The sequence below is a fragment of the Salinibacterium sp. M195 genome, from assembly GCF_019443965.1.
GTDB lineage: Bacteria > Actinomycetota > Actinomycetes > Actinomycetales > Microbacteriaceae > Rhodoglobus.
Genome location: NZ_CP040814.1, coordinates 831,990 through 853,529, shown reverse-complemented (window position 1 = coordinate 853,529; position 21,540 = coordinate 831,990). Strand labels below are relative to the sequence as shown.

Genomic DNA, 21,540 nt, shown 5'->3' with positions numbered 1-21,540 from the left:
ATCTGAGACGATAGCCCTGCTCACAGCCCATTCCAAGGGTTTAACTCAATTGCTCATCTGCGCGTTACCCGTTGTTATTGTGCACAATGAGCGGGCAGTTACCCAGACTCCCGCCTGTGGCGCGCGTCAGATTGCAGAATCGCTAAGGAGCGGAATTGCGCGCAAAACCGTGCGCCCGTGCCGACAAAGAACGCGAAATGCGGCCGAAGAGGTCGAGACTGCCCTGACCGGGCCACCCCTCCGGCAACGCCGAATTCGGCAGACCCGGATCGAGATAGGGAATGACGCGCCACTGATCGAGCGCGTGGATATAGCCGGCGAATGCCTCGGCACCGGTAGACGCTGGACCCACCAGAGCGGAGTGCTGCGAGAGAAAGCTCTCGTGCAAATCGCGCAAGCGGTCCAAATCCCACCATTCGGCTGCGGCATCCGCAAACGGTCGATTCGCTTCGGGGCGACCCGCGATAAACAGGGTCGCGCAATCGCTGAGGTCGAGGTCATTGAGGATGCTCAACACCTCCGCCTTGAGATGGGCGGGGCAAATCCACAGGCCGGTCGCGACAGTTCCGCAGCCGATCCAGCCGAGACGACGGCGCAACTGGTGGCGGGCATCACGGCGCGACTCCGGAATCGAGAACGAAATCAGGCACCACTGGTCGTCTTCGCGCTGCTGGCGGAAGCTGAAGATGCGGCGATCTCCACTCTCAAGCATGGGCTCCGCATCCGCATTCACTCGGTAGCCCTGTTGTCCATTGACCAATTCGGGAACCAGCAAGCCTTTTGACTTCACTCGCGCAATCGCGCTGCGAGCGCCATTGGCCGAGACTCCCAACGCCTCCATGATGCGCACGAGATGCGCCGACGAGATCCAGCCGCCAAGCTGACGCAGTTGCGAGCCCACGAAGGTGCGCAGCAGTGAGGGCGCACTCCCGGGGCGGGAGTCGAAGTCATCCAGAATCATGGGCGGCTACTTCGTGAGTTGCTCGTAGATTGCCTCGATGCCGAGCTGCACTTCGGCGAAGGTGGTGCTGAGCGGCGACAACCCGAGACGGATGCCGTTGGGCCGCCGGAAGTCAGGAATGATTCCCTGTTTCCACAGTTCGGCATTCACGGCGGCGAAGCTCTCATGGTCGATCGTGACGTGGCTGCCGCGCTCGGCGGCGTCCCGCGGCGAACTGACGGCGACGCCGAGCGGCACGAGCAGTTCGTCAACGAGCGCGAGCGCATACTCAGTGAGGGCAACAGACTTGGCACGGATCGCCGGGATGCCCGCCTCTTCGATGAGCCCGAGCATGTCTTGCATCGCGAGCGAACCGACGACCGAGGGCGTGCCGCTAATGAAACGACGAATACCCTGGTGCGGCGCATACCCTGGGCCCATTTCGAAGGGGCTATTGCTGCCCATCCAGCCCTGGATCGGCTGGGTCATGGCCTCGATGTGCTCGGCGCGCACGTAGCCGAAGGCCGGGGAACCTGGGCCCCCGTTGAGGTATTTGTACGTGCATCCGGCGGCCAGGTCGACGCCCCAGTCATCGAGGTGGGTTTCGACCACGCCGGCGGAGTGGCAGAGATCCCAGAGCACGAGGGCTCCCGCATCGTGGGCGAGCGCGGTGATACCGGGCATGTCGGCGAGATGGCCGGAACGGTAGGCGACGTGACTGATGACGACGAGCGCGGTGTTCTCGTTGAGGACGCCCTTCACTTCATCAGCGGTTACTCCCCCATCGACGGCAGGGTCGATCCAGCGCAAGGTCTTGCCGAGCTCGGCGGCGATGCCTTCGACTAGGTAGCGGTCGGTCGGAAAGTTGCCGGTGTCGATGACGATCTCGTTGCGCTCCGGGCGCGCGCTGAGCGCAGCGCGGATCAGCTTGTAGAGCACAACCGTTGTCGAGTCGCCAATAAAAGTCTGGCCGGGCGCAGCGCCGAGAGTGGCAGCGCCGAGACGGTCGCCGAGGGCGAGAGGAAGTTCGTACCATGACTCATCCCAGCCGCGGATGAGGCGGCCGCCCCACTGCTCGTCAACGAACTCTGCGAGGCGGGCCGCACTCGCCGCGGTGGGTCGCCCGAGCGAGTTGCCGTCGAGGTACGCGCGAACTTCGGCTGAGCGCACGAACTTGGCCGGGTACTGCGTGAGCGGATCGACGGCATCGAGCGCTGTGGCAGCTTCGGCACTGGTATCGACGTGGGCCCTGTGTTCAGCATGGGCCCTGTGTTCAGCATGGGCCCTGTGTTCGGTACGGGCACTGTTATCGGTCACGGTGTATTCCTCCATGGTGCAGGGATGGGAGTTGTTTCTGTCGAGACGGCATCGTCGCCGAAAGCGGAGAGAGGCTGGCTGATGGCCGCCGCAAATTGGGGGTGCAGCAGTTGCTGCGCCGTGACAACATTCGCCGTCATCAGCCACCCAGCGAGATCAGTGTTCGCCAGTGGAACCGTCGGCAGGTAGCTCACGGTGCTGCCGAAACCGGGCAAGCACAGCGCTCGCAACAGGGCGTCGTAGCGCACCCCGGCATCCTGCAGCGCAGTCAGTTCACGCTGGTTGAGGCCGGGCGGAAGATCGCCATTACCCATATCGGTGCCGTAGCGAACGGTGCCGCCAGCGGCATGGAAGCGTCGCAGATTATCGCTCGCGGTCGCGAAATCGCGGCCACGCTGGCCATAACCGTGGATGTCGAGGGTGCTAATCCACGAGTGGCGACCAGCAAGAAAACGGGAGTTCGGTTGCGCCATCTCATCGATTAGGGCGTCGCTGAGCTTCTCGGTCCACGGCGTATGCGCGAGACGATCGGCCCCGGCGGCGAACGCTCGCTGCACTTGGCCGGCCCCCTGCACGTGCACCACGACCTCGGCGCCGCGACTGTGAGCGTGTTCCACGAGCGCACTCAACGTGCCATCGTCGATCACCGGACCGTCTTCAGAGTTGAGCGCGACCTTCACGAAGGTGGCGCCAGCCGCAAGCTGCTGCGCGACCGCGGCCATCGCCTGCTCCCCCGTCGAAACCTCGGCGACCGCGAGGGTCACCGCCCACGCCCGTTTGCTCGGATACCCGCCCGGTGCAGTGATGAAGGCACCCGCATACTGCACCATCGACACCGCATCATCGTGAGCCCACTCCCGAAGGCGATCAGGATGCCCGCCCAAATCGTCCACGGCGGCGAGACCGCCGGCGATGAGAGCGCGCGGCTCTGTCAATCCGAGATGCACGTGCGCGTCGCGAAAGCCCGGCAGCAGCACTCCCGGAAGACGAATTGCGGTCGGGCTTGCGGCATCCGCTATTGCTCGAATGCCGTGGGGGCTGACCCGCACCGTGGCTGGCCCGTGCCATTCGCGCAGCCAGTAGCCGTCGACGGCGTAGTCGACGGTGAGCACCGCATCTGAGGTTGAGGCCGGAGCTGCGGCTGAGGTTGCTGCCGGTGTTGCGGCTGAGGCTGGCGTTAGTTCTTCGGTCACGAGCGACCGATCTCGGTGCGCACCGCGAAGAGTTCAGGAAAGAACGTGAGGTCGAGAGCCTTTTGCAGAAAGCCAACGCCGCTGGAGCCGCCGGTACCGCGCTTCATGCCGATGATGCGCATGACGGTCTTCATATGGCGGAAACGCCAGAGCTGGAAGTTGTCTTCGAGATCAACGAACTCTTCGCACGCTTCGTAGGCGAGCCAGTGTTCGCTCTCGTTGTCGTAGATGTGCCGGAAGGTCTCGATGAGGTCATCGTTTTGCTCGTAGCCACGAGTGACATCGCGGTTGAGCACAGCGTCGGGGATCTCGTAGCCGTGGCGACTGAGGTAGCGCAAGAACTCGTCGTAGACGCTGGGCTCGGCGAGCAGCTTACTGAGGAGGGCGTGCGCTTCGGGATGCGATTCGAACACCTTGAGCATGCCTGCATTTTTGTTGCCGAGCAGAAATTCGACCGCTCGGTACTGGTACGACTGGAATCCGGATGAGCTACCCAAGTAGTCACGGAACTGCGAGTACTCACTCGGGGTCAGCGTCGCGAGCACCGACCACTGTTCGGTGAGGGTGCGCTGGATGTGCTTGACGCGCGCAATGCGCTTGAGCGCAATAGAGAGGTTATCGTTCGCGATCAGGTCGCGGGCCGACGTCAGTTCGTGGATCACGAGCTTGAGCCACAGCTCGGTGGTCTGGTGCTGGATGATGAACAGCATCTCATCGTGATGCTCGGGCGTGCTTTGCGGAGTCTGGGCGCTCAGCAGGGTGTCGAGTTCTAGGTAGGCGCCGTACGACATCCGCTTACTAAAGTCGGTGACGATTTCGTCTTCAATGGCACGTTCGTTATGAGTATCCGACATGCCGACACCCTATTGCACTTTTGCGACGACCGCCACACTTGTGTTCTTGCCGGATAATTGCCCAGTGATCGTCGATAACTTCCTGACCAGCCTCGCGGCCCTGGCCGCGTCGCCCGCTCGCGAGGGCTACCTCGCTTTTGTCACGGCAGGCGGTGCGGATGCCCTCCAGCGTGACGGAGGACCCGAGCACGTCACCGCGTCCTGCTTCGTCTTCTCCCCCGACTTCGAGCAGGTGCTGCTGTGCTTTCACCGCAAGGGGCAGTTTTGGGTGCAATTCGGCGGCCACATCGAACCGCAGGATGCGTCGGTTGCCGATGCTGCACTGCGCGAAGCGCGCGAGGAGTCGGGCATCAGCGAACTCACCCTTCGATCTGCTGCGATCGCTGATCTCGACCGGCACGAACTGCACGGCGGATTCGCATGTGCTGCTCACTGGGATGTGGGATTCGTCGCGATCGCCGCGGCGGATGTCGACTTCACTGCCAGCGACGAAAGCGAAGACGTGCGCTGGTTTCCCACCCACACGCTGCCTGCCGAAGTGCCCGACAACTTTCCCGCGCGGATCGCCGCTGTGCTGAGAGCCATCGCGCCGCGCTAGGCTCCGCAAACCCCGCGCGGTGCGTGTCGAAACGCTGGTCCGCAGCAGCTCTTCGCCAACCCGGCTGCGCTACTTGCTGGCCGAAATCACGCCCTGGAATCCGGCGATACGCGTCGCGACAACCTCAGCAGCTTCCTTGGCCTCGGCTTCGTTCGCAGCAATAAGTGCCGACTGGTAGCGAGCAGTGAGGTCGTAGAGCGTTTGAATCGCGCCCGTCTCAACGTTGCAGGTGGCCTGAATCACGGCAATTCGCCTGTTCTCGGTGCTGTCGCCGTCTGACTCGTAGTCGAACTGAGGCATGGGTAAGTCGTCACTGAACTCAAGCCCCTGCTCAACCATGCACTCTTGGGCTGCAGCGAGTGCTGCCTCACCTTCTGCCGAAGTGAATGCGGCATCGTAGGCAGCCCTCGCGACCTGGGCATCGAACGAGTAGCCGTCATCCAGATTGAAGCGTGTTCTCATCTCTTCCTTGGATTCATCGAGGCAGCGCAGCTCCTCATCGCTCGGAGTCGGGGGCACTTGGTCGATGAGGGCCGCAATCTCGAAACCGTACTCCTGAGCGAGCGGAACGCTCCACAGCCCAAAGAGCCGATCCTCTTCGCTCGACACCGTCTCTGACCGGCCGTAGCCAGGCAACCCACTCTCGGCGAGACACGCGTCAGTCAACACCCGCCACGCTTCACGCCGGAGTTCGTCGACCTGCGGCGCATCCCGATTAATGGCATCTACCGGCAGAACTACGGTGCCCGCCTCGAAGTCGAGGGTGGCGGTCACGTGTGCGTAGGGCTCGATGTCGATGCCTGAAGATTCCAACCCGACAGTGCCGGTCGAGCACGACGACAGCAGAAAACTGGCGGCAATGAGCAGAACGCCCGCCGGGGTCGCGATCCGAGAAGTGTGTTGCGATCGAATACTCATCTGTGGTTACCCAACAATCTTGTTACTTGAGATTTTGTCGCAACAAAGCGTGCGCTCCATAGAACCACGGGATGCCGTGTCCGTCAACCACAGCGGGCACACGCAGAAAGCCCCGGCTGCCGACCACGCGAGTGGGGCATCCGGGGCTTTCTTATGCTCGAGTGAGCGGGGTGCTTGTTAGAGCGCAGCCAGCTTGTCGACGAACGCATCGCCAGGTGCTACGTCGACCGACTCTGCGTCGATCTCGGCGCGGCCGAGGAGCTCGTCCATCTTGCGACGACGGTTGCGCGGGATCAGTGTGACAACGGTTCCGGCCTTGCCAGCGCGGCCGGTGCGGCCTGAGCGGTGCAGGTACGTCTTGTACTCCTCGGGAGCATCGGCCTGAATAACGAGACTGATGTCATCTACGTGGATGCCGCGGGCTGCAACGTCTGTCGCGACAAGCACGTTGACCTTGCCGCTCGTGAGCATCTGCAGGTTGCGGGTACGACGTGACTGGTTGAGGTCACCGTGAAGGCTCGTGGCTGGGGTTCCACCCATGCTCAAGAATTCGGCCATCTCTTCAGCAAACGCACGTGTGCGAGTGAAGACGAGAGTCTTGCCCGTACCAGCGGAGAGCTGCTTGATGATCGCACGCTTGTCACGCTGTTCAATGAGGAGAACCTTGTGGTCGATCGTAGAAGAAGCCTGGTCTTCACCAGCAACCTCGTGCACGGCCGGGTCAACAAGGAATTCCTTGACGAGAGTGGCAACACCCTTGTCGAGGGTTGCCGAGAACAGCAACTTCTGGCCGCCCTCGCTAGTCTCACGCAGAATGCGCTGAACAGGCTCAAGGAACCCGAGGTCGCACATGTGGTCTGCTTCGTCGAGAACAGTAACCTTCACCTGGCTGAGGTCGAGACGACCCTGCTCGATGAGGTCTTCAACACGGCCGGGGGTCGCGATGATGACATCGACACCACGCGTGAGGGCTGCAACCTGCTTGTACTGAGGAACGCCACCCACGATGGTTGTCGTGAACAAGCCAACGCTGCGAGCGATGGGCTGGATGGTGCGGTCGATCTGCTGAGCAAGCTCACGGGTCGGAGCCAGGATGAGGGCGCGCGGCTTGCGGCCCATCTGACGGTCCTTGCCACCATTGTTTTCCATGAGGCGCTCAACGAGAGGCGCACCGAAAGCAATGGTCTTGCCCGATCCGGTCTTTCCGCGGCCAAGAACATCCTTGCCGGCGAGAACGTCGGGGATGGTTGCTGCCTGGATGGGGAACGGCGACTCTGCACCCATGGATGCGAGCTGACGCGAAATGTTCGATCCGATACCGAGGTCGATGAAGGACTTGCCTTCAACATCGCTTGCGGTAACGGCTTTAGCTACGAGACGGTCAAGAACAACATCCTCTTGCTGCGAGTGCGACGACTTGCCATCACGAGCGGGGTAGTACGCGCTTTCGCGCGGCTCCGAACGCTGAGCGCGGTCGTTATACGACGGACGCTCTGAACGGCCACCGGCATTGCGGTCGCTGTACGAGGGGCGCTCGGTGCGCTGAGCACGGTCGTTGTATGCGGGACGCTCGGTGCGCTCGGTGCGCTGCGGGCGGTCGTTGTAGGCCGGGCGCTCAGTGCGCTGCGGGCGCTCGTTGTACGCCGGGCGCTCAGTGCGACCAGCGGATGCGCCACGGTCGTTGTACGCGGGACGCTCGGTACGGCCGGTGGAGTTGCGGTCGTTATACGACGGGCGCTCAGTACGACCAGCGTTGCCGCCACGGTCGGGACGGTCACCATACGAAGGACGCTCTGAACGGCCACCAGCATTGCGGTCGTTATACGAGGGGCGCTCGCTGCGGCCACTCGAATTGCGATCGTTGTAGGAGGGACGCTCGGTACGGCCGCCAGCGTTGCGGTCGTTATACGAGGGACGCTCTGAACGACCACTGGAGTTACGGTCGTTGTACGAAGGGCGCTCGCTGCGACCAGCGTTGCCGCCACGGTCGGGACGGTCACCGTACGAAGGACGCTCTGAGCGGCCGGCGTAGCCGCCACGCTCGGGACGTGAATCGCGCTGGGGACGATCGCCGTAACCACCGCGGTCAGGACGTGAGTCGCGCTGCGGGCGCTCGTTGCGGTCGCTGCTCGACGGGCGACCTCCACGCTCGGGGCGGTCACCATACGAAGGACGCTCGCTGCTGCGCTGCGGACGGTCGCCGTAGGCGCCACGTTCGTTGCGCTGCGGGCGGTCACCATAGGAGGGGCGATCGTTGCGGTCGCCATTTTCGGGGCGTCCGCCACGGGCAGGCTTTTCGCGGGGAGTCCAGTCGGGACGACGCTCGTCGCGTCCGCCACGAGCTCCACCAGTGTTGCGGTCGCCGGTGCGTGCGGCACGGTCATCGGCACTCCAGCGACGCTTGGGCGCTTCGCCCTGGTCTGGGCGGAATCCGCGGTGACCTTCGCTGCGTGCTCCGCTGCCACCCTTGGGGGCAGACTTGAAGTTTTTTCCGCCACGGCCTGTGGCAGGTTTATTGAAATTAGGCATTGTTCTTTCCGGGTTGTTCGTAGATGGAACACATCTAGTGCGTGGAGCACGCGCGCACGCCAACGCTCACCATTTATTTAGTGAGAAACCAATTTGCTAGATAGCGATTGGCTATCTTCTAAATAGCTTGAGCATTCGTACGCTGCACTACTGAACCCGGGCAGTCTTTGACCGAGGCCGTCACATACATTCGTGTGATTGTCACCAGTTGGATGGACTGGCAAACCGGCCCGCAAGACTTACAAACCCATACGCGAGATTTCGCGCTGTCTTGAGCCGACCTAACAACGTTACTCCATTGCGCCCTCGATAGCGAGAGCCAGCCGGATGAGAGCGCTGACATCACGTTGATGATGCGGTCAACTTACCGTCCACCGCAAAGCTCGTGGCCGAATCTCCGTTTCCCTCGGATTGACATCAGCCATCCGAGGGAAACGGACCATTCAGAAATCGTTAGCTTGACGCGCCTGCGACACTCGTTTCGCGCCCAGCATTCTTCGCCGCGCGACGGCTCTTACGGTCAGTGCCGGCAGCCTTGCGGTCTTCGCGACGCTCCTTGGCTCCCTCGACAACGTAGTAGAGAACCGGGAGCACTACGAGAGTCAACAGGGTCGACGAAACAAGTCCGCCGATCACGATGATCGCGAGCGGTTGTGAAATGAACCCGCCCTGACCGGTGACGCCAAGCCCCAGCGGAAGGAGCGCGAAAATGGTCGCCGCCGCGGTCATCAGAATGGGGCGGAGTCGACGTGATGAGCCCTCGATGATCGCTTCACGAGCGCGCATGCCCTTCACCCGGTACTGGTTGATGAGGTCAACCAGGACGATCGCGTTCGTCACGACGATACCGATGAGCATCAGCACACCGATCAACGAAGCAACGCCAAGCGGGATGCCCGAAATCACCTGAAGTGCGATTGCCCCCGTTGCCGCAAACGGCACCGATACCAACAGCAGCAGCGGCTGGCGCAAGCTCTTGAAGGTGGCGACCATGACGACATACACAATCAGGATGGCGATCAAGAGTGCGAGGCCGAGCTGCTGGAACGCGTCCGTCTGCTCGGTCGCAACGCCGCCGAGTTCAGCGGACGCTCCTGCGGGTAACGCTGCCTCGTCAACAGCAGCCGCAACCAGAGCGGATGCCGCGCCCACGTCATCACTACTGGGAGTCACGTTGAGCGTGGCGCTGCGCACGCCCTTCACCGAAGTAATACTCGCCGGGCCGTCTTCGACAGACACGACGGCAACATCCGTGAGGGGAATGAGACCGACAGCACTCGGAATCTCAAAGTTTTTCAGTTCGTCGACCGTGGTCGGGGCGATGTCGTTGAGAATGTAAATCGAGAGCGTCGCTTCATCGATGACAGCGCTGCCGACGGAGTTGGGGTTCATCGCACCAGCGACAATTCCGCCAACCGCAATTTCACTCAGCCCACGTTCTGCAGCCTTCTCGCGATCAACGGTCACGGAGATGAATGGCTGCTGTTCTGACAGGTTGCTGGTGGCTTCAGCAACAACATCGAGATCGCGCACCTGCTCGAGCAGGGCATCCGACGCTTCGCGGAGTTCGGAATCGCTCGTGGCGGTGATGTTGATCTCGATGTCGCTTGAGGCGAAGCCGCTGGATGCCGCAGCAAGCGTGACTTCACCGGCGTCGTCGATCTTGGCGACAGCAGCGCGTACGCTCGCCTGCAACTCGACCTGATCCGCGTCGGGGTCAGTCGTGAGGGAGAAGGTGCTTGCACCATTTCCCGAGAATGCCGCGCGAAGCGATCCCCCACTTGAGCCGATTGACAGTTGCACCGTCTCAATACCGTCGAGTCCGATAAGTACTTCTTCGACCTTTTGTGCCGCTTCGTCGCGAGCCTCAAGGCTTGCTCCGAGCGGAAGGGTTTGGCTGACAGTGAGAGTGTTTTGGCCACTATCACCGATGAAGTTGGTCTTCATGAACGGAAGAAGGGCCACGGTGCCGCCCAAAAGAAGAACGGCGACCAAGAGAGTAGCAACGGGGCGCTTAAGCGTCCAGTTGATCACGGGCAGGTAGCCGCGCTGCAGCGCGGTGGTTTTCTCGGCCTGCGGAATGCGAGACAGCGTGGGCGTGTTCGACGGCTTCTTCGGTGTGGCGCGGTGCTGACTTGTTTCCCAAGAACCAGTAGGCAAGCACCGGCACGATCGTGAGGGACACGAAGAGCGACGCCGCGAGCGCGATCGCGGTCGTGAGGGCGAACGGGCGGAACAGCTCACCGGTGATATCGCCAACGAGGGCGAGCGGCAAGAACACCGCGATAGTAGTCACGGTGGATGCCGTGATGGCGCCAGCGACTTCCTTCACCGCCGTCTGAATGGCCTGAAGCTTCGGCTCCCCCATCGAGACGTGTCTCTTGATGTTTTCGATAACCACGATGGAGTCATCGACGACTCGACCAATAGAGATTGTCAGAGCGCCGAGGGTGATGATGTTGAGGCTGTAGCCGGAAACCTGCATTCCGATGAAGGTGATGAGCACGGATGCCGGGATCGAGATGGCGGTAACCAGCGTCGAGCGAATCGACAGCAGGAACACGAGGATGACGATGACGGCGAAGACGAGACCGAGCAAGCCCTCGGTGGTGAGGCTATTGATGGATTCCTGGATGAAGGGCGCCTGATCAAACACGACAGTGAACTTCGTGTTGCTACCGAGAGCGCTTTCGAGGTCAGGGATGGCCTCAAGAACTGCTTGCGAGACGGCGACAGTGTTGCCCGCTGGACTCTTAGTGATGGCAATCGTGAGCGCGTTATCGCCGTTGACGCGAGAGATTCCCGTCTCAGGATCATCGATTACTTCGACGGTGGCGACGTCACTGAGCACGACCACTTCGGTGTTCGTGCCGCCAAGCAGCGGGAGAGCTTTGATCGCGTCGGTTGACGTGATGCGGTTTCCCGCCTGCACGGTAAGAGTCTGATCGTTTTCGGTGATCTCGCCCGCGGGCAGCAGCACGCCATTGTCATCAAGCGCCGAGCGAATGTCGGCGTTGCTCAGACCGTTCTCAAAGAGCTCGTCGGTGTTGGGAGTGATGACCACACGCTGGGTCGACGTGCCGAGCAGGCTTGCGTCACTGACGCCATCCAACTTATTGAGGTCGACGAGGGTGGATGCTTCGAGCTTGCGTGACAGTTCTTTGGCGTCGAGATCGCTGGAGACGGCAATCTGTACGACAGGCAGATCAGTGAAATTGAAGGTGAAGACTTGCGAATCAGCGGATTCTGGAAGCTGGCCAGAAATGCGGTTGATGGCGAGCTGAATCTTCTGCTCTGCGGTGGCGATGTTGGTGCCGTACTCGAACGACGCCGAAATGTTCGAGAAGTTCGAGTTCGAGGTCGCGGTGGTTGATTCCAGACCGGGCACACCCTGGATGGCAGCCTCGATCGGTGCCGAGAGGTCCTTATCGACGACGGCCGGCGAGGCGCCGGGGTAGGTCGAGACGATGAAGATTTGCGGCAGCGAGAGCGAGGGGATGAGCTCTTGCTTGAGCGACGTCAGCGCCACCCCACCAAAGATTCCGATGACGATGGTGACGAGCGCAATGAGCGCTCGGTTGCGCAGAGAGAAGACGGAGAGCAAGTGCACGAGGAAACTTTCGTTGCTGTTAAACGCGGGCGCGGTCGCAAAACCACTTCTTGGTTAGAGCAATTCTCTCAGCACGCGCAGTATTCCGCGTACTCTCGCGAGATTACATCTGCATTAAGCCTGCGACGGAAACTAGACGACGTTCGCGAGTTCGCTACTCGCCGGCGAGAACGGATGCCGCATTACTGTCGACCAGGCCGCGGCGAGCGCCGAAACACCCTGCTCGAGTTCGGCGGCATTTCCACTGAAGGGAATGCGCAGGAATCGCTCAAATGCCCCATCCATGCCGAACCGCGGTCCGGCGGCGATGACGAGCCCTTCGTTGCGGGCCGCCAAAACGAGCTGCGAGCTGACGGGTTGACCGAGGCCAACCCAGGCTGTCATTCCGCCAGGGGTGTGGGGCATGTGCCAGCCGGGAAGTTGCGATGCAAGCAAGGAGGAGAGGTGCTCGCGGCCCACTCGTAATGACGTGCGCCGAGCATCCAAAATCGAGGGGAAGTCTTTGAGCACGTTCGTGACAACGAGTTGTTCCAGCAGCGGAGTTCCGAGGTCACCAGCAGAGCGAGCGCGCACGAGTTGACGAATCGTGGCGTGGTCGGCGCGGATCCAGCCCGTTCGCAGGCCGCCCCACACTGTCTTGCCTACCGAACCCACCGAGATGGCGTTGCCGTGGGCGGCGAAAGGAAGGCGGGTTCCGTTGGTGTCGAGATCAAGTTCGGCCATCGTCTCGTCGGCGATAACCGCAGTGCCATGGCGCGCAGCAAGACTGAGGAGCTTTCCCCGAAGCTCGTCAGGCATCGACTGACCGGTGGGGTTGTGAAAGTCGGGCATGAGGTAGGCAAGCGAGGGGCTCGTGCGCTGGATGGCCTGCTCGACGGCGAGCGCATCCCAGCCGGTTTCGGTTGAGACACCGACAGGCACTAGCCGAGCGCCAGCGGCCCGGAGCGCATCGAGGGCGTGCGGGTAGCTCGGGTTCTCCATGAGAGCGCGGTCACCGCGAGACATGAGAGTGCGCGAGATGAGGGCGATCGCGTGCTGGGCGCCAAGCGTGACCATGATCTGGTCGGGACTCGTCGGCAGACCACGGGCGGCGTAACGCTGGGCAATGGCCTCGCGCAGCACCGGAATACCGACAGGGTCGAACCCTGACTCGCCCAGATAGGCCGGAAGCTGTTCGGCAGCGAGGCGAGACGCAGCAATCACTTCAGGCGCGGCCGACATAGTTGACTTGCTGAAGTCGAGCATCTGCGGTGCAGCAGAATCGGGGATCAAAGTCGAACGGTGCGGCAACTGCGCCACACTCCCCGAGCCCCGGGTGCTCTCCACATAGCCGCCCTCGCGAAGCGACGAATACGCCGCCGTCACTGTGGTGCGGCTCACCCCAAGAGCGAGAGCCAACTCCCGCTCAGCAGGCAATCTGGTCGAAGTGAGAATGCGGCCATCCATGATGAGAAGCCGGATGCGATCAGCGACAGCAACATACGCCGACGATGCTGCGGCGGGCCGCCACTCACCCATCATGACGACCAATGCGCGCGCGGAAAGGCTATTCATGAGGCCACCATAGCCGAATTGGCCTCTTGTTCAGAGTCCAATTGCGTAATTGGATATCTTTATGACTCCTCGCATCATCATGGCTCGCCGTGTAGCCCAACTCGCATTCGGGCTTTTCTTCTACGGTTTTGCCATAGCGCTCATGATTCGCGCAGAAATTGGAGTCGCCCCCTGGGATGTTCTCGGCCAAGGCGTCTCGCTGACGACCGGCATCCCTTTTGGCTTTGTCACCAACATTATTGGACTGATCGTTCTGCTGCTGTGGATCCCGATCCGCCAGAAGCCCGGAATTGGCACCGTCTTTAACGTCGCACTCGTCGGCCCGAGCGCCCAAATTGGTTTGTGGATGCTCCCCGAAATCGAAGGACTGGTTCCGCGGATCCTGCTCTTCATCGCCGGCCTCCTGCTGCTGGGCGTCGCCACCGGCCTCTACCTAGGGGCGCGATTCGGGCCGGGCCCGCGCGATGGGCTTATGACCGGCATCCACCGCAAATATGGCGGAAAGATCTGGGTCGTTCGCAGCGGGATCGAACTCGTGGTGCTCACCATCGGAGCAATACTCGGCGGCAACCTCGGGTGGGGCACGCTCGCGTTTGCGCTACTGATCGGCCCCATCGTGCACGTGACGATCCCTTTGCTGATGGTGCCGGCAGCCGTCTCACCCGCCGCCGAAAGCGCCGCCACTGCGGAACAGTTCAAGGGCTCGCGAACCGAATAAGAGGAACGCGAGCCTCCCGAACAGCGACGAGGGGAAGCTATAGCCTTTCCGCTAGTTGCTGAGCTCAGTGAAGAGCGCAAAAGCGTCCTTCGCTGTCGCCCCCTCATGAACAACAGTGCGCACGGCCTTGATCATCGCCTGCGGGTTCTCGCTTTGGAAGATATTGCGCCCCATGTCAAGACCAGCAGCGCCTTCCGCGATCGATCGCTCCGCCATCACGAGCGCATCAAATTCGCCGATCTTCTTACCGCCGGCAACCACGATCGGCACCGGGCAGGTGGAGACGATCGAATCGAACTCCGTGTCCGTGTAGTAGACCTTGATAATCTGCGCGCCGAGTTCGGCACCGATGCGGCAGGCCAGGCGGAAGTATCGAGCGTCACGGGCGAGTTCCTTACCTACCGCGACAACACCAATGACCGGAATTCCGTAGCGCAGGCCCTCGTCAACCAGTTTCGTGAGGTTGCGAAGTGATTGCGTCTCGTTCTCACTCCCGATAAACATCTGCACCGCAACCGCTGACGCGTTAATGCGGATGGCGTCTTCGATAGTGACGGCAACGCGCTCGTTCGACAGATCCTGCAGAATACTTGGCCCGCCCGTAGCGCGCAACACGATCGGCTTATTCATCGCCGGATCTATGGAGGTGCGAATCGCTCCACGCGTGGCCATGAGGGCATCCGCATCGTCGAGCAGCGGCGGAACTGCGAGGTCCAAACGCTCAAGCCCTGTCGTCGGTCCTTGGAAGTAACCATGGTCGACAGCGAACATCACCGTCTTGCCTGACTGCGGGTTGAAGATGCGGCTCAAACGGTTCTTCGCACCCCAATCAAGCGAGTTCGCCCCACGAACGTGGAAGCCATGAGACGCAACGGGGACGTCGCTGTAGTATTCGCGAGTTTCGACAAGATCGTGTTCAGCCATGAATATTTCCTTTAGATCAGAGTTGGTTTGAGACGTATTAACGGGGTTCAGTAACTACGGCAGAGGCTCAGGAGTTCGGAATAATGGCCACCTTGAGCGCCTGCGGATGATTGATCATGTCGACGGCATCCTCGTACTGGTCGACAGTGAACCGATGCGTCACGAGTCGAGCAGTATCGATCGCACCGCTCTCGACCAGACCAATGGCGTGTTGGTAGTCGACGATGGTCGAGTTCGAACTGCCGACGATCGTGAGCTCTTTGTAGTGGATGAGGTTGGAGTCGATCGCCGTGAGTTCATCAGTCGGGAATCCGGCGAACAGACTCACTCGAGCGTGCTTGCGAGCGAGGGTAAGGGCATTGTTGACAAGCGCGGGCACCCCAATGCAGACGATCACAACATCGGCACCGTCACCGTTGGAGTGATCAGCCACGATCTGGGCGAGGTCTTCCGTCGTGGGATCGACGGTGACGTCTGCCCCGAACTCTGCGGCAATGGTCCGACGGAACTCGACTGGTTCGCTCAGGATGACCGTGCTCGCACCGGCGAGCTTGGCGAGCTTGGCGTGCATTAAGCCAATGGCTCCTCCGCCGATGACAAGAACGACGTCACCGAAACTGATGTCCAGAAAACGCTGGCCGTGAATGATGCACGAGAGCGGTTCGGCGAGCGATATCGCTACCGGATCCGCCGTGACTGAGTAGGGAACCAGCACGCCGTCGCGCACCGCCTGTGCTGGCACAAGCAAGAATTCGGCAAGGCCGCCATCTGTCTGGTGTCCAAGAACTTTGGCGTTCCGGCACAGGTGAAACAGCGCACGCTGACATTCGGTGCACGAACCGCACGAGAATGTGGGCACAAGACCCACAGTGTCACCGACCGCGAAACCAGTCACGTTTGGTCCGAGCTGCACAATCTCACCAGCCACTTCGTGGCCGAGCACTCGCGGCGCGATAACTCCCTTGCGCTTGATGCCTTTAGCTATGCGCAGGTCGGTTCCGCAAATGGTGTTGCTCGTTACTTTCAGCAGTACGTCGCCGTCGCCAGGCACCGGTCGCTCGACGTCCATGACCTCGACGTCTCCCGGTGCCTTGTAAATGACTGCTCTCATAGTGCGCTCGATTCTTGGGGATATGGGTTGGATTGGGGGATGATCGGGGCGTTCGCGAGTTCGAGAACTCGTCGTGCGGCTGCCCGGTCGGTAACAAGAATGCGGATGTGACCGCCGAGCGCGGCCGCCCTGATGATGGGTGCTTTGTCGACACCGAACGCGACGCCGACAACGCGCTTAATATGCCGAAGCCGTTCGAGAGGTAACCCAATGACTCGAGCGGAGAACGATGAGGTGACGCTTCTCCCGTGAGCATCAATGAGGATGCCCGACACATCGCCAACTGCACCGAGCCGTGTCGCTTCGTCGAGTTCACGGTCGGTCATAAAGCCGGCGCTATGAATAGCTGATGACGAGGGGTCGATTGTGCCGAGTCCGACCAGAGCGCAGTCTGCGCTTTCGGCGGCACGCAGCACCTTGTCGATCGCGGACTGTTTGAGCAACGACTTCGCGAACACCGCATCGTCAACGACAAGGGGCGCGTTGAGAAGTTCGTACGTTCCGCCCAGCCTGCGGGCGCCCAATCTGGCGAGCTCGACGCCATCGTTCTGCACGTCGCTGGTGCCCAACGAGCCGATCATCTGCACGAGATGCACCCGCACGCCGTCTACAGCCTGCAAATTTTCGACCACCAACCGCGTTGCCCGGCCCCAGCAGATGGCAAGTTTTGAGCCGTCGCGAAGCTGCTCACCGATGCAGCGCGCGCCCAAGGCACCGAACGCGACACGGTCGTCATCCGTCGTAACGCTGTCGCGCCCGAGCACCCAGGCTTCTTCGAGCCCGAAGTGCTCGATGAGTTCCTGCTCTAGCTGATGATCACGCGGAAACGGGTGACGGATAGTTACCTCGACGATGCCGAGTTCGACTGCGTCACGCAGCATCCGGCTCACCGTCGAACGTGAAGCATGAATGCGCGCGGCGATCTCTTTCTGATCGAGACGTTCTCTAAAGTGCATTTCTGCAACCCTCGCCAGATCCTGCAGGCGCGAGGCCTTTGCGGCATCAGACATCTGTCGACTCCTCGACGAGTGCGCCCTGTTGAGAAGCAAGAAAATGCAATACCGGGGTTAGCGCTTCATAGGTCTGCGTGTACGCCTGAAAGAAGGGTTCGTATTGTTCGTGCCTTTCCAGGTTTGGCTCAATCGTGCGATCGGCGTGCACCATCGCGTGGGTGGCCTCATCAAGGTCCGCATAAATATTCGCTCCGACCGCCCCTAATACGGCCCCGCCAAGCGTCGCTGCTTCTGCCACCCGAGTTATCTCGATCGCCGTTCCCGAAACGTCGGCGTGGGTCTGCAGCCACAGGGGACTGTTGACAGCACCGCCGCACGCGACGATGCGGTCGATCGCGTGCCCCTGCTGCCGAAATCTGCGAAGCGTGTTCTCGGTGCCGAAACACACGGATTCGATCATCGCTCGAAAAATGTGTTCCTTTCGGTGACTGAGCGACAGCCCCGCAATGACTCCGCGCGATTGAGCGTCGACGTAGGGCGTGCGGTTGCCCTGAAAGTGGTCGAGCACAAGCACACCGTCTGACCCCGGTGGCAGTTGCTCGGCAAGGGGCGTGAGCGAATCAAAGAAACGCGCGGAATATTCGCCATCGTCGAGCAGTCGTCGAAACCACCCGATCATCGATCCGCTTGACGTTTGCCCGCCCTCGACCGTGTATTGGCCGTTGACTACTGCCCCGGGATAACTACCGAACGTGCCTTCGCCGTGCACGCGGCTCGATGATTGCAAGATCGCGAGGTGCGACGACCCCGTGATGAGAGCCATCGCTCCGGGGTTAACGACACCGAGTCCAACCTGGGCGACGAAGGCATCTGCACCTCCGATGACGATCGAGACCGTGGCAGGCAGGTCGAGTGCGTCTTGCGCAGGCGCGGCAAGTTTTCCGACTCGCGTGCCCATCGGGAGTACCGTTTCCGGGAGTTTCTCGATGAGATCGTCGAGCCCGAGCGACTCGTAGAGTTCCCGAGCCCAGCCGCCATTTTCGAGGTCATAGTATGCCCGGATGGCGGCGTTGTTTTGAGACGCGACGCGCTCACCGCTCAAGCGCCACGTGAGATAGTCCGCGTACTCCGCTAGCCACGCGGTTCGCTCATAGATCTCCGGTTGATTGCGTGAAAGCCAGAGGGCTTTCGAGGGGAGCCACTCAGCTGAGGCATGGCGTGCACCGCTCAATTGCAGCGACGGAGAACCGCCGGCAGCAATCTCCTGAGCTTCTTCGTCGGCACGAACATCCATCCAGATGATGGCCGGACGCAGCGGCACACCAGACTCGTCGAGACAGACGAGACTGCAGCTTGTTGCTCCAACCGTGATGGCGGCGATGTCACTTCCGCGTGCACCGATCTTCGCCATCGCCTTGCGGATGCCCACGACCGTAGCGTTCCACCAGTCTTCTGGATTCTGTTCTGCCCAGCCTGGCCGCACAAAGTCGGTGTCGTACGGGGTGCGTACGAAAACGAGCGGCTCACCGGCGGCATCGAAGATTCCCACCCGTAGGCCTTCGGTACCGCCGTCGAGACCGATCATGTAGGGGGCCGAGCTCATCTGGTTCCTCATCACGTCGTCGTTGAGTGCCTGGTTCACTCAACGCTACGGAGCGAGAACCGCTCAGTGCAAACAATTTCAGGGATGTGCAATTAATTGCAGGGAGAGCAGGCCTCAGGGAGCAGTCGCGGCCGCAAATCTCCCCACAACAACGCCATCGGCGATCAGAGGAACCTCGTCAACCGTCAGGAAGCTTCCCGGTGCACGAAGGTCTTTCACGATGTCCCAATGCAGGGACGACTCGTTCACGCCTCCACAGTCTGGGTACGCGCGGCCAAGGGCCAAATGAGCAGTCCCGAGAATCTTCTCGTCAATGAGGAGATCACCCGTGAGCGTGCGCATCAAGGCGTTAGTGCCAATACCGAGTTCACCAACGCGGCGAGCGCCAGCATCCGTAGAAAGAAGGCTCTCCACGAAGTCAGCACCAGCAGTAGCCTGCGACGCTGTGACAACCCCCTTCGAGAACTCAAGTCTGAGATCAGTAACCGCGACCCCGGCGAACCAGAACGTGCCCGGGAACGTGATGTGACCGTCGACGCAATCATCGAGAGGTGCAGTCGCGATCTCACCGTCAGGCAAATTAGCTTCACCCGAGAAGCTGATCCACGAACGGCCGGCCACTCCAAAACTGATATCGGTATCGGCGCTGACGATGCGTACCGTTGACGAGCTCGAAAGTTCTGCGCAGAGGTCATCCCAGCGGGGCTTGAGCGTGCCCCAATCGGCTAGGCAACCTCCGAAAAACTCATCAAGTAGCGCCGCGTAATCGACCCCAGCAAGCTCGGCCCATTCCGGGGTCGGAACACGAACAAGGCACCACCGAGTGTGCTGCCACCGCGCCGTCGAGACTGCCCCCTTGCCCGCTCGCTGAAGAGCAACACGCGCCTCATCAAGGCCGCTCGCGGGAGCGACCATCCCGCGGAAGGAGACATGAACGTCAGCCCACTCCATAGAAGCAAGTTCGAGCGGTGCCGCGCGGGAAAGCACTTCCTCAGAAGCAAACTCCACGGCGAGCCGGTCAAATCGTTCGTCGGCGGCAATCACCTGCGGCAGCGCTCCGAGCCGGTAACACTCAGCGACAAATGCCTCAACTGCAGGCATCACAGAGACGTCGGTCATGAAAATCGCCACCGCCGAACCTTTCACCACCGACGTGCCAGCGATAAGCTGCCGCGCCAGGTCATTCCACCGATGATCAGCCACGTTGCGCTCCTGCTCGTGAATGTGCGAGTTCTGACGTCGCTGAATAAAGGGACTGGTAGTCGGCCTGATCCCGTCGCAGCTGAACTGCTGAGGCCTCATTCGGTTCGATAGTTCGCACAGGCTTTACCCAATTCTTGATCTCTGATCTGCTGCCGATCACGCCGACGGCAAAGGCAGCGAGCGCAGCATCGCCAAACGAAGCCCCAAAGCTGTCCGTGACCGTTTGCGCCTCGCCCGTGATGGAACTGACTGTCTCCAGAAGGATCCGGTTCTTCGTTCCGCCACCGATTGCGGTCACCGCTGTCGTGGCAAAACCGGCATCTGCATAAGCGGAAAATGCGTGGGCAATCGAGTGTGCAATGCCTTCAAGGGCCGCACGTGCCACATCGGCCCGCGTGTGCGCGAGCGAAAGGCCGAAGAGGATTCCCCGACTGCTCGGGTCGTGTACCGGAGTTCGCTCGCCACTCAAGTGCGGAAGCATAAGCACACCGTTTGCGCCTACCGGTGACCCTTCCGCAAGCGCTATCAGCTCACCGAAAAGCACTTCGTCTCCGTGTTCAGCATCGAGTCGGAGAATATCGGCGATCCACCTGGTAACGGTTCCTGCGGTTGCCGTTCCTGCCGCAAGCACGAAACTTCCCGGGAAAACGAAGGGAGCTGACCACAAGTTCGCGTCAGCCTGAGGCTCATCAAGCACGTTGATCATGTAGCCGGCTGATCCGTACTGAATCATGAGGTCACCCGCATCGACAACTGCCGCTCCGACCGCCTCCGCCGGAGAATCAGTGGTGCCGACAGTGACTTTGACACCCACCGGCAGCCCTGTCTCCGCCGCGGCCTGCGCGGTAACTTCACCAGCAATCTCAGTCGCCCAGAGAAGCTCGGGCAATTGGTGCTCGCTCACAAAGTCTTCACACCCGTCGACGTTCCACTTCTGGCTCGCGAGATCGTAGAGCGGATGAAAGTAGCCAGCCGTTCCGTGATCAATCGTGACGCGGCCTGTCAGGCGAGCGACAAGATAACTCTGGCTCGTCAGGTACCACCGGGTACGAGCCGCTACCTCCGGCTCGTTTTCGGCAATCCACGCTATTTTCGGTCCTGCTGACTGGCTGGTGAGCGCATTCCCTGAACGCTCGAAGATGGCGTCCTCCCCCAGTTGCTGGTTGAGCCGCGTAATCTGCGATGCCGAGCGGGCATCGATCCCGTAGAGGATTCCCGCCCGCAACGGCCGCAGATTCTCGTCAACGGGAAGAACGCACGGGCCGATGGCGCTGCACGCCATGGCCACGATTGTCGCGCTTCCCGCAACTTCTGATGCCATCAGTTCACGGGAGACCACACACAGATCAGCCCACCAGACGTCGTCCGCATCCTGTTCGACGAAGTTTTCGTGTGGCGTGGAGATCTCGTGTCGTCGCGACGCACGCGCGTGAACGGCGCCATGTTCGTCGACAAGTACGCCCTTCGTCTCGAACGTGCCGATGTCTATACCCAGGAAGAGCCTCATCAGCGGCG

The 21,540-nt window shown here is 61.1% G+C and carries 17 protein-coding genes; 2 read left to right on the top strand and 15 right to left on the bottom strand.

The genetic code is table 11. The annotated features are described in order from the left end of the window. Positions 1 to 142 precede the first annotated feature (142 nt). From FFT87_RS04055 to kynA, 4 genes are read right to left on the bottom strand one after another with little or no spacing between them, the layout of a single operon-like run. Positions 143 to 961: a PaaX family transcriptional regulator C-terminal domain-containing protein gene (locus tag FFT87_RS04055; protein ID WP_219950084.1), complete on the bottom strand. Its 819-nt coding sequence runs from the start codon at positions 959 to 961 to the stop codon at positions 143 to 145. A 6-nt stretch (positions 962 to 967) separates the two neighbouring features. Continuing rightward, complete coding sequence (locus FFT87_RS04050; protein WP_255560046.1) at positions 968 to 2,257, bottom strand: kynureninase; 1,290 nt, start codon at positions 2,255 to 2,257, stop codon at positions 968 to 970. Further along, on the bottom strand, positions 2,254 to 3,450 hold the full coding sequence (locus FFT87_RS04045) for an amidohydrolase (RefSeq protein ID WP_219950082.1): 1,197 nt from the start codon (positions 3,448 to 3,450) through the stop codon (positions 2,254 to 2,256). The genes FFT87_RS04050 and FFT87_RS04045 overlap by 4 nt, the downstream gene beginning before the upstream one ends. Continuing rightward, complete coding sequence (gene kynA / locus FFT87_RS04040) at positions 3,447 to 4,304, bottom strand: tryptophan 2,3-dioxygenase (protein ID WP_219950081.1); 858 nt, start codon at positions 4,302 to 4,304, stop codon at positions 3,447 to 3,449. Before kynA ends, FFT87_RS04045 begins: the two co-directional genes overlap by 4 nt. Before the next feature lie 64 nt (positions 4,305 to 4,368). Between kynA and FFT87_RS04035 the strand changes: the two genes are divergently transcribed. Then, the gene (locus FFT87_RS04035; protein ID WP_219950080.1) at positions 4,369 to 4,902 is read left to right on the top strand and encodes an NUDIX hydrolase; all 534 of its coding nucleotides are present in this window, start codon (positions 4,369 to 4,371) and stop codon (positions 4,900 to 4,902) included. A gap of 69 nt (positions 4,903 to 4,971) precedes the next feature. Here FFT87_RS04035 and FFT87_RS04030 read toward each other — a convergent pair whose 3' ends face one another. The 5 genes from FFT87_RS04030 to FFT87_RS04015 form a co-directional block, all read right to left on the bottom strand. After that, a complete protein-coding gene (locus FFT87_RS04030) occupies positions 4,972 to 5,820 on the bottom strand; it encodes a hypothetical protein (RefSeq protein WP_219950079.1) in 849 nt (282 codons plus the stop codon). 177 nt (positions 5,821 to 5,997) lie between these two features. Beyond that, entirely contained in the window at positions 5,998 to 8,349 is a 2,352-nt protein-coding gene (locus FFT87_RS04025) for a DEAD/DEAH box helicase (protein WP_219950078.1), read from the bottom strand. A 453-nt stretch (positions 8,350 to 8,802) separates the two neighbouring features. Then, positions 8,803 to 10,383 (bottom strand): efflux RND transporter permease subunit, encoded by a 1,581-nt coding sequence (locus FFT87_RS14515; RefSeq protein WP_255560119.1) that lies wholly within the window; start codon positions 10,381 to 10,383, stop codon positions 8,803 to 8,805. Next, positions 10,364 to 11,959: an efflux RND transporter permease subunit gene (locus FFT87_RS14510; RefSeq protein ID WP_255560045.1), complete on the bottom strand. Its 1,596-nt coding sequence runs from the start codon at positions 11,957 to 11,959 to the stop codon at positions 10,364 to 10,366. Before FFT87_RS14510 ends, FFT87_RS14515 begins: the two co-directional genes overlap by 20 nt. A 132-nt stretch (positions 11,960 to 12,091) precedes the next feature. After that, positions 12,092 to 13,513 (bottom strand): PLP-dependent aminotransferase family protein, encoded by a 1,422-nt coding sequence (locus FFT87_RS04015; protein ID WP_219950077.1) that lies wholly within the window; start codon positions 13,511 to 13,513, stop codon positions 12,092 to 12,094. Between the two features lie 79 nt (positions 13,514 to 13,592). On the opposite strand from FFT87_RS04015, the gene FFT87_RS04010 reads away from it, so the two are divergent. Beyond that, positions 13,593 to 14,231 carry a YitT family protein gene (locus FFT87_RS04010; RefSeq protein ID WP_370628577.1) on the top strand — a complete coding sequence of 213 codons (639 nt, stop codon included), beginning with the start codon at positions 13,593 to 13,595 and terminating at the stop codon, positions 14,229 to 14,231. A 51-nt stretch (positions 14,232 to 14,282) separates the two neighbouring features. On the opposite strand, the gene lsrF is transcribed toward FFT87_RS04010, so the two are convergent. The 6 genes from lsrF to FFT87_RS03980 form a co-directional block, all read right to left on the bottom strand. Next, complete coding sequence (gene lsrF / locus FFT87_RS04005) at positions 14,283 to 15,155, bottom strand: 3-hydroxy-5-phosphonooxypentane-2,4-dione thiolase (protein WP_219950075.1); 873 nt, start codon at positions 15,153 to 15,155, stop codon at positions 14,283 to 14,285. A gap of 67 nt (positions 15,156 to 15,222) precedes the next feature. Next, positions 15,223 to 16,266, bottom strand: a complete 1,044-nt coding sequence (locus FFT87_RS04000; RefSeq protein ID WP_219950074.1) for an alcohol dehydrogenase catalytic domain-containing protein — start codon at positions 16,264 to 16,266, stop codon at positions 15,223 to 15,225. Beyond that, positions 16,263 to 17,276, bottom strand: a complete 1,014-nt coding sequence (locus FFT87_RS03995) for a sugar-binding transcriptional regulator (RefSeq protein WP_219950073.1) — start codon at positions 17,274 to 17,276, stop codon at positions 16,263 to 16,265. The genes FFT87_RS04000 and FFT87_RS03995 overlap by 4 nt, the downstream gene beginning before the upstream one ends. After that, positions 17,269 to 18,822, bottom strand: a complete 1,554-nt coding sequence (locus FFT87_RS03990) for a ribulokinase (RefSeq protein WP_219950072.1) — start codon at positions 18,820 to 18,822, stop codon at positions 17,269 to 17,271. Before FFT87_RS03990 ends, FFT87_RS03995 begins: the two co-directional genes overlap by 8 nt. A gap of 114 nt (positions 18,823 to 18,936) precedes the next feature. Beyond that, a complete protein-coding gene (locus FFT87_RS03985) occupies positions 18,937 to 20,025 on the bottom strand; it encodes an aminopeptidase (RefSeq protein ID WP_219950071.1) in 1,089 nt (362 codons plus the stop codon). Continuing rightward, entirely contained in the window at positions 20,018 to 21,532 is a 1,515-nt protein-coding gene (locus FFT87_RS03980; protein WP_219950070.1) for an FGGY-family carbohydrate kinase, read from the bottom strand. Before FFT87_RS03980 ends, FFT87_RS03985 begins: the two co-directional genes overlap by 8 nt. Positions 21,533 to 21,540 lie beyond the last annotated feature (8 nt).